This is a genomic window from Bacillus sp. es.036 (assembly GCF_002563635.1).
Taxonomy (GTDB): Bacteria; Bacillota; Bacilli; order Bacillales; family Guptibacillaceae; genus Guptibacillus.
Map to the genome: position 1 here is coordinate 429839 of NZ_PDIZ01000001.1, position 13937 is coordinate 443775.

The 13937-nt window shown below is 37.2% G+C and carries 11 protein-coding genes and 1 riboswitch; of the genes, 10 read left to right on the forward strand and 1 reads right to left on the reverse strand.

Annotated elements, in window-relative coordinates; all coding sequences use genetic code 11:
* Positions 1-40 precede the first annotated feature (40 nt).
* From ATG70_RS02280 to ATG70_RS02290, 3 genes are all read left to right on the forward strand, one after another.
* Positions 41-799 (forward strand): excalibur calcium-binding domain-containing protein, encoded by a 759-nt coding sequence (locus ATG70_RS02280; RefSeq protein WP_179886156.1) that lies wholly within the window; start codon positions 41-43, stop codon positions 797-799.
* Positions 800-1027: 228 nt separating this feature from the next.
* Positions 1028-1435, forward strand: coding sequence for a hypothetical protein (locus ATG70_RS02285; RefSeq protein ID WP_098442764.1), 408 nt, complete (start codon positions 1028-1030; stop codon positions 1433-1435).
* Between the two features lie 102 nt (positions 1436-1537).
* Positions 1538-4708: a DUF3427 domain-containing protein gene (locus ATG70_RS02290; RefSeq protein ID WP_441296326.1), complete on the forward strand. Its 3171-nt coding sequence runs from the start codon at positions 1538-1540 to the stop codon at positions 4706-4708.
* Here the strand turns inward: ATG70_RS02290 and mutT are convergent.
* Positions 4697-5089 (reverse strand): 8-oxo-dGTP diphosphatase MutT, encoded by a 393-nt coding sequence (mutT, locus tag ATG70_RS02295; RefSeq protein WP_098442766.1) that lies wholly within the window; start codon positions 5087-5089, stop codon positions 4697-4699. The two genes, ATG70_RS02290 and mutT, sit on opposite strands and share 12 nt — an antisense overlap.
* A gap of 78 nt (positions 5090-5167) precedes the next feature.
* Here mutT and ATG70_RS02300 point away from each other — a divergent pair, with 78 nt between their 5' ends.
* The 7 genes from ATG70_RS02300 to ATG70_RS02330 all read left to right on the forward strand — a co-directional run bounded on the left by ATG70_RS02300 (position 5168) and on the right by ATG70_RS02330 (position 13917).
* Positions 5168-5494, forward strand: a complete 327-nt coding sequence (locus tag ATG70_RS02300) for a nucleoside triphosphate pyrophosphohydrolase (protein WP_098442767.1) — start codon at positions 5168-5170, stop codon at positions 5492-5494.
* Positions 5487-7913: a DEAD/DEAH box helicase family protein gene (locus ATG70_RS02305; RefSeq protein WP_098442768.1), complete on the forward strand. Its 2427-nt coding sequence runs from the start codon at positions 5487-5489 to the stop codon at positions 7911-7913. Before ATG70_RS02300 ends, ATG70_RS02305 begins: the two co-directional genes overlap by 8 nt.
* A gap of 206 nt (positions 7914-8119) precedes the next feature.
* Positions 8120-9565: a sigma-54 interaction domain-containing protein gene (locus ATG70_RS02310; protein WP_098442769.1), complete on the forward strand. Its 1446-nt coding sequence runs from the start codon at positions 8120-8122 to the stop codon at positions 9563-9565.
* Between the two features lie 248 nt (positions 9566-9813).
* Positions 9814-11253 carry a sodium/proline symporter gene (locus tag ATG70_RS02315; protein ID WP_098442770.1) on the forward strand — a complete coding sequence of 480 codons (1440 nt, stop codon included), beginning with the start codon at positions 9814-9816 and terminating at the stop codon, positions 11251-11253.
* Between the two features lie 22 nt (positions 11254-11275).
* Positions 11276-12019: an acetoacetate decarboxylase family protein gene (locus ATG70_RS02320; protein WP_098442771.1), complete on the forward strand. Its 744-nt coding sequence runs from the start codon at positions 11276-11278 to the stop codon at positions 12017-12019.
* Positions 12020-12169: 150 nt separating this feature from the next.
* A riboswitch (SAM riboswitch) is annotated at positions 12170-12272 on the forward strand.
* A 99-nt stretch (positions 12273-12371) separates the two neighbouring features.
* A complete protein-coding gene (locus ATG70_RS02325; protein WP_142329538.1) occupies positions 12372-12695 on the forward strand; it encodes a hypothetical protein in 324 nt (107 codons plus the stop codon).
* Positions 12696-12978: 283 nt separating this feature from the next.
* Entirely contained in the window at positions 12979-13917 is a 939-nt protein-coding gene (locus tag ATG70_RS02330; protein ID WP_098442773.1) for a DNA/RNA non-specific endonuclease, read from the forward strand.
* The last annotated feature ends 20 nt before the right edge of the window (positions 13918-13937 follow it).

The window sequence follows — 13937 nt, forward strand, 5'->3', positions numbered from 1 at the left end:
AAATAATCTTACAACTATTTTAGGTATGGGGGTAATAAGCATGATGGCTTTGTTTCTTTTAGGTTTTTTAGCATTGATAGTTTCCATAATTTATCTTGTGTTCCATCTGATTAGTAAGGTGAAAAACAAAGAAAGAAAACTTTCAAAAAAAATGTTTTATCCATTATTAATTGGAGGACTTGTTTTAATGATAGTAGGCATAGGATTTTCAGATGATACAGCTGCAGGTCAACTTCAAACAGAACAAGATAAAAATGAAGAATTAACTAAACAGATCGGTTTATTAAAAGAAGAAAATAGTAAATTAAACAGTAAAATCGAAGAATTAACTTTTAACAATAAAGAAACCAAGAGCCAAATTGAAGAATTAAATAGCAAGAAAAAAGAAATAGAAAGTGAGTTAGAAAACAATAAACAAAAGTTAGAAAGTAAAACAAACGAATTGAATGAATTAGAGAATAATGACAAAAAAATTAATAAAGAAAAAGAAGAATTAAATAAGAAAATAGAAAACCTCAATACAGAAATCAATGATCAATCAGACATAATTAATCAACTCAAGGAAGATAAAACGTCTTTACAAGCAAAAATTGAAGACTTACAAAATATCGAAGTGGCTAGTAATTCAAGTTCAAGTTCATCAAGATCTGAATCTAACACCTCCTCTAGTAGCAACAATAATGCTTACTATAAAAACTGTACTGCTGCTAGAAATGCTGGTGCTGCGCCTCTATATACAGGCGATCCTGGTTATGGTTCTCATTTAGATAGAGATGGTGATGGAGTAGCGTGTGAATAACTTAAAGCAACCTTCATCAATACTGACGAATTACATTAGAATGTAAAACGTGAAATCTTATAACGTTGCACTAGTAGATAATGTACTTCACATACTAAACACACAAAAGGAGCTTTAATTGGCGCATGATTTTGCCTACAAGCTCCTTTTTTTAATCTGGAATTCTCGAATATTCATTCTTATTTCCTCCCAATTAACTAATAATCTAATTTAAATGGAATTATGTGGATGGGTAATGGTTATTTTCAATATGAAAGGTTGATAAATTTGGACAATGGAGACTTGGAAAGAATGAAATCTAGTTATGGGTACCTATTTGAAATTGAGTCTAAAACGAGGAAACAAGCGAACGTTTTATTAGAAAATTTATATGGAGCTAATTCATCAATCATTCTTAGTTCACAATATAAGAATAAATTATCAAATAAGTCATTAGAAAATATGTATTTTCATGAATTGGTAAGTTTCTTGAAAATGGTACCAGTACTAAAAGAGTCATTTGGAGAAAGTTATATTAAAGACTTAATGCAACTTATTCCAATTAGAAATAAGATTGCACACTGCAATTTTATTAATGATAAGGAATTTGCACTTTTGTCCCGCACATATTATCTATATGAAAATAAATTTAAGTAAATATTGTAAAAAATAAATAAATTTTTTAGTTATTGAAGCGAGCGAATAATATCAATACTCCAAATTATGTGACTAAGAAAATAAATCAAAGGAATGTTCCATTTGACAATAAATTTAGGGTTATTTGAAGAAATCAAACTTGCCAAAAAGAAATATCCAATAAACCAAAAACTTTCCCCCTTACTACCAATCGAATACACAGAAGCCCTAATTCATAAAAGTGCACTCGCAATCGGACAAAAATTTGAGGAATTAATAGAAGAAGGCAACCTAGAAGAGGCAATTGCCTTTACTCACAAAGTGTTGCACCTTGTTGGACATGAAAGTGATGATTTTATCTTACCATTATCAAACATTCTCTATCGCTATGATAACCAAGAGATCCCTGTGCTAGAAAACCAACACTTATCTTCAATAGAACTAATTTCAAATGAAAAACAAAAAATGAAAAACCTCTTCAAATCATTAAAATTTGAGCTGCTAACAGCGGATTCGGTGTCTTTTATGGTGAGCTTCATTCGCATGTCTGGGTTGCAACTGCTAATTCGACCGTTAACGGAGATGCATCAACGTGGTATTAAGGTGAGAATTCTAACATCACTTTATATGAACGTTACAGAAGCAAAGGCACTACGTAAGCTGCTTGAGTTTTCGAATGTGGAAGTGCGCATCTTTGATTCGGGAAAAGAGTCATTTCATACTAAGGCCTACTTGTTTGAGCGTGTTTCAGGATTACATACGGGAATCATTGGTTCTTCCAATTTATCACATGCTGCCTTGATTAATGGGCATGAATGGAATGTGAAGGTTCCGGACTCTAGCTATTTACCAATCTATAAACAGGCAATGGAAAAGTTTCAGAAGGCATGGGATGATGAGAGATCACACATATTAACAGAAGAATTGCTTGAACGGTATGAGCAGCATTTAGATAAAAAGGAAACGAAGCCTGTCATTCGGCCCTCGTTCCAAATTTCACAAGTGGCAGAAAGTAACGTCTATTACTCACCCGACCCTGATATTGAACCAAATGAAATGCAGAAGAAAGCTTTACAAGCTCTAAAGCAAACGCGTGAAAACGGCAATCGAAAGGGAGTAGTGATTGCGGCAACTGGAACAGGGAAAACGTATCTATCTGCTTTTGATGTTTTTGAATTGAAACCTAAGCGCATGCTTTTTCTCGCGCATCGGGAAGAGTTACTCGACAATGCGAAGGAAACGTTTGAAAAGGTATTTAACAACAATCATTTATGTGGGAAGTTAACTGGAAAAGAAAAAGACATACATAAACCGTTGTTATTTAGTACGGTTCAGTCACTTCATTCTGAACAGGCGCTACATCAGTTTCATCCGAATGAATTTGATTACATTATTGTTGATGAATTTCATCATGCTGAGGCACCAACCTATTTGAAGATCCTTCACTATTTTGAACCAACCTTTTTGCTAGGGTTAACAGCAACACCTGAACGAATGGATGGTCGGGATGTGCTGGCACTTTGTGATTACAATGTAGTGTATGAAATACGATTACGCGATGCTCTTGAAGCGGAATTACTGGCACCTTTTCATTACTTTGGGTTAGCGGATGATACGGTGGATTACAATGAAATAGGATTGCGAAATGGGTTATTAGATGAACGCCAACTTGTAAAAGCGCTAAAGACAAATGAGCGTGTCGATTATGTCCATGAGATGATCAAGCGTTATGGGTTTGATGGGGAGCAGCTTATTGGATTAGGCTTCTGTGCAACGATTGAGCATGCGATGTTTATGAGCGAATCGTTTAACCGTTTAGGCTATGTGACTACGGTGCTCACAGGAAATGATTCTCCTGAGTATAGAAGTCAGGTCATTCAGCAGCTTGAAGATACCGAAGATCGGCTGCAAATGATTTTCTCAGTGAATATTTTTAACGAAGGAATAGATATTCCTCGACTCAACCTGATCTTATTTCTAAGACCAACTGAATCCTCAACGGTGTTTATTCAGCAGCTTGGAAGAGGTTTGCGAAAGGTCGAAGGGAAAGAGTTTGTCACTATACTCGACTTTATTGGAAACTATCAAAAGTCGTTTATCGTTCCTTTGGCGCTTGCTGGTGAGACCAATTCACGTGCGTTTGATAAGGATTCACTTCGTATTGCTGTTCAGCATGAGTTTGCTGATCTACCAGGCGCTTCTTATGTTGACCTTGATCAAGTTTCTCAAAAGCGTATTTTAGAAAAGATCGATAGTATTCGAATGGATTTGCTTACGATGCTAACAAGTCTCTATGTACAGTTTAAGCGAGAGCTTGGAAGATCCCCAGAGGTGATTGACTTTCTTTATTCTGATAGTGCCCCGAACCTGCATTTCTTTGTGAAGCGATTAGGGTCTTGGGTGAAAACCAAGAAAAAAATGAAGAATCTTTCTAATGATGATGAAGTTATTTTAGAGAATGAACAGGTAAATGAGCTGTTTGAGCGAATGGAGAATATGTATCCACTAAAGTGGCCGTATGAGTTAGCGATTTTAGAGGCAGCAAATGAGGTTCCTGTTGTTCATCAGTCAGACGTTTTTCGTATTATCCAGCGTCGTTTCGGTATTCTACCGGATGAAGAAAAACATAGTAGCTTAATTCATGATGCAATGCTGAAGTTAACTCAGGGATATAAAAAGCACAAGCATGTGATTGGCATTATTGAAAATGAAGGCTTTAGGATAGATAAACGCTTATCTGAAGCCTTATCGATTGATCCTGTTCATGAAAAATTCATAGAACGGATAGAATATGGAATTGTGGAGTTTCGTCGTACGTTTAAACCAGATCGTTTTCTGGGAGAAGGCGAGCGTGTCATTCGTTATCAAAACTATTCGCGAAATGATTTGATCTTTTTGTTTCAAGCAGGTGTGCAGGAAGGAACTTGGCGTGAGGGGGTAAGTCGAGTTGGGAACCACTATTTGCTTTTCATAAACTTAAACAAGGATGAAGCGGTATCGGATCACCTTCACTATAAGGATTATTTTATCGATCAGCGTCATTTTCATTGGCAAAGCCAGAATCAAACGTCTCACAGTTCATCCGTTGGACAAGCTTATATTCATCATAAGGAAAAAAACATTCACATCCACTTGTTTGTAAGAAAGTTTAATAAAATGCACGGGATAGCGTTGCCTTTTACCTACTTAGGTGAGATCGACTATGTTTCAAGTCATGGAGATAAGCCGATGAGCATTAAGTGGAGGCTTCATCACCCCGTGCCAGAAGATTTGTTTATTGATTTAATTCGATAAAAGCTTATCGATTGTTGGAATATCAGCGGGGGCCCATTCAAGAGAACGTAAATCATTCTTTGAAACCCACTCCAACTTAGCGTGTTCTTTTGCTTTGGGTTCACCGTTAATAATAGTTGATTCATATGTAAGTAGATTAACAATGACGTTTGGGTATTCATGAACAACTTCCGCTATTTTTTCTTGAACCGAAATTTCACAGTCTAGTTCTTCCTCAATTTCGCGTACTAACGTTTGTTCAGGTGTTTCCCCTTCTTCAATTTTCCCACCTGGAAACTCCCATAAGTTAGGTAGAGACATGGTGGGAGAGCGAAGGGCACAAAGGAATTCATCTTGCTCGTTACGGATAACAGCACCGACGACTTTTACTTTTTTCATGATTTGTTAGCAACTCCTTAATCATAATTACTCTATCTATATTATCATTGAATTATATCAAATTGCGAAAGGTGGATGACCATGCCAACTTACAACAAGCTAATCAGAGACCGTATCCCAGAAATCATCAAAGCAACTGGAAAAGACTTTAATATCACCACGTTAAATGACTTCGAATATAAGGAAGAACTTCAATCAAAATTAAAAGAAGAGCTTCAGGAGTACCTTGAAGCAGATGGAGATAGCCATTCTATTGAGGAACTAGCAGATATCCTTGAATTAATCCATGCTCTAACGACTGTACATCATTCATCGTATGAAGAACTTGAACAGGTGAGAAAAGAGAAAAAAGAGAAGCGTGGCGGGTTTGAAGAAAAGATCTATCTGATTGATGTGGAAGATGAGTAAGATTCAACTTGTTACAGAAAGATTAATTGATCACCTTGTACCAGAAATCGAGTCAGCTGATTCGATTTATATCCTGACTTCATTTGTTATGAAGTCAGGGGTAGAGCTTCTTTATCAGCATTTGGAATCGGCATTAGCGAGAGGAAAGACGGTTAAGCTTTGTGCTGGTGATTATTTATTCGTTACACAACCGGTGGCCCTTCAATGGTTACTAGAATTGGAAGGCATTGAGCTTCGCTTATATCAAAGCAACGGGCGTTCCTTTCATCCAAAAGCATACTTATTAGGAAGTGAGTTAGATACGGGTTCTTTCCTCGTTGGTTCTTCTAATCTATCACGATCGGCTCTAACGAGTGGTGTGGAATGGAACCTGTTCCTTCCTGAAAGCAGCTCGCCATCAACATACCAGGAAGCGGAAGATTTATTTTTACATACGTTTTATCACGACAATACCATTCCTTTAAATGAAGAATCCATTCAGTTATATAAAGAGCGTTATGAGAAGTATCATGAAAAGTACCCAGATCTCCTGCAAAAGTGGAGCAAGTTAGAAGAAGTTGAAATGACTCTTGGTACTCCGGATCAAACTAGTGCGATTCACGAAAGTAGATTGCCGTATGGAATAGAACCTGAAAGAACTGTTCTAGAGCCAAGACCAGCTCAACTTGAAGCTTTGGAAGCTCTCGAAGCAACCTTGGAAGAAGGTTACACCAGGGCGATGGTTGTCCTGCCCACTGGAATCGGGAAAACCTATCTAGCTGGATTTTTTGCTCGTTCTTTTAAACGAGTCTTATTTATTGCGCATAGAGAAGAGATTCTGTACCAGGCGAAGAACTCATTTCAGCATGTCCTTCCTGATCGTTCAACTGGGATCTACAATGGACGAGTGAAAGATAAGGGTGACATGCTGTTTGCTTCTGTCTTTACAATTGGACAGGAGAAGAATTTGAAGCAATTTAAGCCAGATGAATTTGACTTGATTGTTGTAGATGAATTTCACCATGCTGCAGCTACCTCGTATCAGGGAATCATTGATTACTTCATACCATCATTCTTACTTGGAATTACGGCTACACCGGATCGAATGGATAGTAAAGATGTTTATGGGATATGCGGCGGTAATGTGGCGTATCAAATGCATTTTATTGAGGCTATTCAGAACGATTGGTTAACGCCTTTTCGGTATTTTGGTGTTTATGATGAAACGGATTATTCAAATGTTACTTGGCTTGGGAATAAGTATGATCAAGAAGAGTTGCTAACAGCACAGTTAAAAGATGAAGTAGCGGATAAAATCCTTCGTGCATGGCTAGAGCATAAACAGTCACGTTCACTTGGATTTTGCTCATCGATTGTACAAGCGAATTTTCTAGCAGAGTATTTTAATGATAAAGGCTACAAAGCGATAAGCTTGCATTCAAAGTCACGGGATTACTCAAGAAAAGATGCGATCGATGCATTAACGAATGATGAGATTGACATTATCTTTACTGTGGATCTATTTAATGAGGGCGTAGACATTCCACCAGTTGATACCCTCTTATTCGCAAGGCCAACTGAATCATTAACGATCTTCACACAACAGGTTGGAAGAGGACTCAGACTTTTTAATGGAAAAGAATACTGTAATATCATTGATTTAATTGGAAACTATCGAAATGCGGATATCAAGCTTTCATTGTTTGATACTTCGCCAGAGCAATCAGGTAAGAAGAAAACAATTGAACCAGTTGTACCTGCAAACTGTGAATTAAATCTTGATCTAAAAGTGGTCAATCTACTTAAGGAATTGAATAAGAAGAGGCAGCCAAGGAAAGAGAAGCTTTTTGATGGGTATCAAGATTTGAAGCTAGAGCTTGGTAGGCGTCCAAGTTATTTAGAACTTCATTTGTATGGCAGAGAAAATAGTCGAGAGTATCGACAGGAATTCGGCTCTTATCCAGGATTTCTGCAGTGGGCAGGGGAGTTGGATTCTTTCGAAGCAAAAGTATACAACTCTTATGAAAGCTGGATCAAGGAAGTAGAACGAACCGGAATGGCAAAAAGCTATAAGATGATCGTTCTTCAATATATGCTAAGTAGGGGAAGGGAGAATTGGTTAATATCTGTAACTCCAGAAGAAGTCGCTCCCTATTTTCATCAGTATTTGACTGAAAAAGAGTATAGACGGAAAATCGATTTTTCGGATAAAGGATCTAGAGCGTTGTGGGAATATGATGAGAGCAAAGTCGCTAGTCTAATTGACAGAATGCCTATGGCGAAGTGGAGCGGGAGTTCTAAAGGCTTGGTTGTATATGAAGATAGGGCTTTTTCGTTTGATTTGGTAGTGGAACAGGACGAGAATGAGGTTCTTTATAAATGGATGAAAGAGATATGTGAGTATCGATTGCATGAGCATTTTGAGAGGAAGGCGAGATGATATCTCGTCTTTTTGCTTTATACTTTTTTGCTTATATCTGGTACCTAATGCTACAGAAAAATTACCTTATGTCGACTTTTAAATCAATATAAACGATTTTATATAAGGTAAATATAAGGAGATAACAGATAGAAATTAGGCCCGTCAAATCAATTATTAAATGTAGTATGATTTAATTAGAGTAGAAATTTGAGGGGGTAGGAATAATGGAAAGAGATTTAGATCAAAGTAAGTTACTTAGAAATGAAAATTTTATCAGCGAAGTTTTTTCAACTATGAGAGAGGGAGTCATTGTTGTAAATTCAGAATTCAATGCAATCTATATAAATGAATCAGCTGAGGAAATGGGCTTTCCTGTTGCGACTTTGTTGGGAAAAAGTCTATTTGAAATCTTTCCTGGCTTAAGTAAGCAAAATAGTACAGTTCTTAATGTATTTGAGACCGGTAAACCTATTAAAGACCATATACAAACTTTTGTTACGAATAAGGGTGAAAGGAAGACGACAGTTACTTCCACCTATCCAATTAATAAAAATGGCAATATCATTGGAGTCTACGAAATTTTTTCAGATGTATCAGGATTACAAAGTATGTCTGAAAAATTGAATGAAATAAAGAAGTTGAGGAAAGGCCCGAATTTCTACGGTAATAAGCACAATGGAATGGCATCGAAAATGATTGGTGAGAGTTCTGAAATGAAGTACCTTAAAGATTTAATCGCAAAAATAGCATCTAGCCCATCACCAATTTTAATTTATGGCGAGACAGGGACTGGGAAAGAATTGATTGTTCAAGAAATTCATGAGCATGCAAGTAGGCATAGGGATATTCCCTTAGTCATACAGAATTGTGCTGCGATCCCCGAATCATTACTTGAGAGTATATTATTTGGAACAGTTAAAGGGAGTTTTACTGGGGCCGAAGATCGTGAAGGGTTATTCGAACTTGCAAGTGGGGGGATTTTGTTTCTGGATGAAATAAATTCAATGCCATTTTCTCTCCAATCAAAATTGTTACGAGTTCTTCAGGAAGGAAAGGTACGCCGAGTAGGAGATTTGAAAGAGCGGGGAGTTGAAGTTCGATTGGTTACTGCAACGAACGTCCAACCATCGGAACTTGTGAAGGTAGGGAAAATGAGGGCAGATCTTTATTATCGGTTGAATGTGCTCTTGATAGAAGTTCCGCCACTTAGAAATCGATTGGAAGATATTCCAGGTTTGGTTAACTATTTTGTTGAAATGTTCAACAGAGTTCTAGATAAAGGAGTGCAACATGTCGAAGAAGAAGCAATGATGTTTTTTTATAAGTACCATTGGCCTGGTAATATACGAGAATTAAAAAATATGATAGAACGAGGAATGAATCTTACAACAAAAGATTACCTTAGCTTAAATGACGTTCAACCACATTCCATTTTGAGTATGCCAATAAAATCAAGCAATGATCACCATTTAAAAAAGGATAGAATTATTTTGAAAAAAGAAGTTGAGGAACTTGAATCCAGATTAATTCAAGAAGCGATAAAAAAATCGGAAGGCAATGTTTCAAGAGCGGCACGAGAACTGGATGTTCCACAGCAAACGTTGGATAAGAAAGTGAAAAAATATAACCTCCAAGAGGAAGTAGCTAAATCGAAAACTACTCTAAAATGAGTAGTTTTTTTAGTAGCTTTATGAGTGATTGTCATAACCAGCTGATGAATGTATTCGTTCTATCAACTTTTAATTTTGGCATGAAACTTGCTTAATATATAGTTGAGTTGAAAATATTATATGGGGGTGGAATGATTGAGCGAAGTGCCTTTTCTAGTACCATTTTTTTATATCATCGTTCCTGTTGTTGGAATTGTTACCACGTATGGTTTGCTTAAATGGATTGAGAAGAAGGAGGCGAGGCATTCTTGATAACGACTTTTATTATTTACTTGATCATAGTCTTTGTTATTGGTGTCGCGGCCGAAAGGTTCATTTCAAAGAGTGAGGAGGGTTATTATTTAGGTGATCGGAGTTTTGGTCCTGTTGCTACTGCTATTAGTGCCGGTTCAACTGATACGAGTGGATGGATATTCATTGGAGCTGCTGGTTATTCCTATTCAGCTGGTATATCTACTATGTGGATGCTTCCAGGCTTCATTGTTGGTTATCTTTTAAACTGGTTCATAGTTGCTCCTAGACTTAGAAAAGCTACAGAAGAAAACAATAGTCTAAGTCTTGCTGATTATTTTGAAAAAAGATTCAATGACAAAAGCCATCTTTTAAAAGTAACAACGAGTATTATCATTGTATTATTTTTTGTTGCATATATGGCTTCACAATTAACAGCAGCCGGTAAAGCACTGGATGCAATTGTTAGTTTGGATTTTAGTCTTGGTTTAATTCTTTGTGCTGCATTTGTAATTGGATATGCCATATTCGGAGGCTATCGTTCGGTGGTATGGACTGATGTAGTGCAGGGGTTCATTATGATTGGAGTCCTTGTATTATTTCCAGCTTACATGATTGTTCAATTAGGAGGTTGGAATCAATTTTTTCAGCAAATAGGTAGCATCGATCCCATTCTCCTTTCTAGTGGTGGAGGTTCAACTGGCGCAGCAGCGTTCGGAGTGATCATGGGATTGGTTGTGTTTGGACTTGGAGGTCCAGGACAACCTCATATCGTACAACGGTTTCTTTCTGCCAAAGATGATCAAACCATAAGACAAGGGTCTATGATTGCTATGATTTGGGTGATTATCGTAATGACAGGCTCCAATTTGCTTGGTTTAATTGGACGAATAGTCATCCCGAATCTTGATGATGCAGAATACGTTTTTCCGCAAATGACTGCAGAATTGATGCCACCTATACTGGCCGGGATTGTGTTGGGAGCGATATTTGCTGCCATTCAGTCTACCTTTTCTTCACAAGTTATGGTTGCTACACAGGCAATTGCCAGTGATATTCTGAAAAGTTTTAAGAAGAAGCAGCTAACGGATTCGCAATATTTAATGATTAGTCGATTAACGATGGTCGGGTTAGGGATTGTTGCGACATCTATTGCCTTATTAAATATCGAAGCTGTATTTACACTAGTTTTATACGCTTGGGCAGGTCTTGCAGCAGCATTTGGACCACTGCTAATTTTGAGTCTCTACTATGAAAATGTAACTAAGTGGGGAGCATTTACAGGTATGCTGACTGGTGCTGTAGTCACTATTGTTTGGAAAAACACACCTTACTCCGCTTACTTATATGAACTTATACCTGGTGCGTTAGCTTCTATCGCAGCGATATTAATTATTAGTAAATTTACTAAAGTGAATTTGAAATTAAGTAAGGAAGAGTTTAAAAACGTAAACTAACAATAATGGAGGAATCTTATTTATGACTGTAAATGTAAAAAGCGGAAGTAATGTCCCTGTTCAATCACCACTTATCCCTGATCCCTTCGTTCCTTATCAATGTAGAGACAACCGAACTGTAACAGCATTCGCTAGAGTTGAGGAAGATATTATCCAGAAGTATTTAGAACCAACACCATTTGAATATGTTGATAATATTATTGCTATTACAATATCCGATTTTGGAAACTGTGATAAAGGGTCATTTCTGGATTGTGCAATTGTAGTTCCGGCAAGATACAAAGACGTGGTAGGTGGACATTACTTATTTGAATATGAAAATGAAGACTTTGCTATAGCGGCAGGGCGAGAACTCTGGGGATACCCAAAAAAGTATGCGGAGCTTTTTCTTGAGGAGAGGGAAGATAAAGTTATCGCAAAAGCAATTAAAAAGGGAAAAGAAATACTTACATTGGAGTTTGATCGAAAGAGTGAAGAAATCGAACTTCCAGGTGTGGAATTTACTCCTCATTTAAATTTACAAACCGTTCCACATCCAGAGGGGAAGGGTGTCATTTACCAAAATGTGATTGCAAGAGATACGTCGCCTGATTTTAAGACGAAATTTGAACAAAGTGGGGCAATTAAAGTAGAGCTAGGAGGAGATCCTACTACACCACTCGAGGACTTCTCAGCTATCGAAGTAATTGGAGGCACTTATATAAAGGGTGATTACTATGCAACTGAAGAAAATGGATGGGGAAGAATTATTGATAGACTTAAATAATTTTTCAAATTCTTATTAGAATTTGAAGGATAAAGAACTTCTTATCTCGCTATATACTAACCACAATAAGAACACTTTCTAAAAACATTTTATTGTTTATTTATCGTGGACAGTCTACCATTATTGAAGTAAACTATAACCAACTAAATAAGGTTATCACGAGTGAACGAGAGTACGGGCTCACTGACTTCACAGCAACCTGCCAGGCGGTAAGGTGCTCCAACCTGCAAAGCATGGCTTTGAATGATAACGCACGGATAGCGGAGGCTCTTTGTTGCATTCATTTGCGATGGAGAGCCTTTTTTGTTCAATTGTTAAATACCTTGTTTATAAGAATAAGGGGGATGAGTTTGTGAACGTAAATCGATTTGCACGAAGCGTCATGGCGAAAAGTTATGATGGGGAAAGTTTTTTATTACACGTGGCAGAAGTCATTGAATGTCAACTGAAGGAGTGGGATGAGGCATATGAAGTCATCGTGATGAAGCTCATTGACTATGAGGTCATTATTAAAAAGGAAAATCGCTCTTATGAGATATTCCTGACAGAGGATGCATTGCTTTCGCTACAACAGAAATCCCCTTATGCGCTGGATCGATATTTGTGGCTGGAATTAGAGAAGCAGGGGCTTCAAATTGTGAGAGGAAATGGGGATTATATTGAGAGTGTGATGTGAGCAAATGTTGATAAAAGAGGATTTTTTCCAATTCATTTTGATGATTCGAAATCGTGGATGTTTGGAGATTAGACTTGGATGCTTTTAAGAATAAGCTGTAAAACTATTTTTGAAATGAATCGTGTATTTTTTCTGAATGCTTTTGAAGTTATTTAATGTGGTAAAATTAAACTCTCAAAGTAATGGATAATAAAAGTGATAGAAGAAATAATGGATCCTGTTTTACTTTTTCTTTTGATTTTTTTAACATTACGAAATTTCCCTATTATAGGAGCGTTCTAATATGAAAACGAAAATGAACTATTTCATCTTATTTTTAACGATCATTTTTATAGTTGGTTGTACCAATTTAGAAGAGGCATCCAATAAAGATGCAGAAACAAATACACAAGAAGTAAGTACAGTTGAAACAAATGAAAATAGTGAAAAAGAAGAAACGAACAGTACGGTTGTTGATGAATCAGTAGAAGACGAAACACCAGACCCAACAGAAGATGAACAGTTCGCAGGATACAAACTTATTGAAGTTGATGGTGGTGATTTGTCTGGACATCGAGAACCTAATGTCGTTGTTGATATTGGGTACGGTGACCGTGAATATTGGGCATTTACGAATGAATACGGACAACTCGTACGCGTCGTTGCTGACGAAATCATTCTACAAGATGATCGTAACGAACCTGTATTATCGTCTGGACGGTACTATTCTGATGAGGCAAAGGTTCCGGGCGTCGAAAGTGACGTGTTAGACGAAGGACATATTATTGCTGATTCTCTCGGAGGGGTATCGAATGCTTATAACATTACCCCACAAGAGAGTACACTCAACCGACATGGTGATCAAGCTTATATGGAAGACGCGATCCGTAGCGCAGGTGAAGCTACTGATTTCGAAGCCATTATCACCTATTCGGATACGGAAAAGCAGATACCTTCAAGTTATCAGTACACGTATACGTTGAACGGAAATGAGATCGTTGATACATTTGACAATGTGAACCCTGATGAGGTCAACGCATCGCTCGGCTTAACTGAGAGCGAGCCTGACGATTCAACGCCTTCAGACACAGAGGGTGATATTTCTAGTATTGATACAAACGGTAATGGACAAGTGACGATTAAAGAAGCAGAGGCAGCAGGTTTCAGTATGCCGATCATGAGTGATCATTGGTTATATCCTTATATGCGTGATAATGATAATGACGGTATGGTTGGTGAATAAGAGTTTAGAAAAAAATATAG

Bases quoted from the DNA above. Each gene is read 5' to 3' on its own strand.
- ATG70_RS02280 (WP_179886156.1), top strand. From the start codon at position 41: ATGATGGCTTTGTTTCTTTTAGGTTTTTTAGCATTGATAGTTTCCATA.
- ATG70_RS02285 (WP_098442764.1), top strand. From the start codon at position 1,028: ATGGGTAATGGTTATTTTCAATATGAAAGGTTGATAAATTTGGACAAT.
- ATG70_RS02300 (WP_098442767.1), top strand. From the start codon at position 5,168: ATGCCAACTTACAACAAGCTAATCAGAGACCGTATCCCAGAAATCATC.
- ATG70_RS02305 (WP_098442768.1), top strand. From the start codon at position 5,487: ATGAGTAAGATTCAACTTGTTACAGAAAGATTAATTGATCACCTTGTA.
- ATG70_RS02310 (WP_098442769.1), top strand. From the start codon at position 8,120: ATGGAAAGAGATTTAGATCAAAGTAAGTTACTTAGAAATGAAAATTTT.
- ATG70_RS02320 (WP_098442771.1), top strand. From the start codon at position 11,276: ATGACTGTAAATGTAAAAAGCGGAAGTAATGTCCCTGTTCAATCACCA.
- ATG70_RS02330 (WP_098442773.1), top strand. From the start codon at position 12,979: ATGAAAACGAAAATGAACTATTTCATCTTATTTTTAACGATCATTTTT.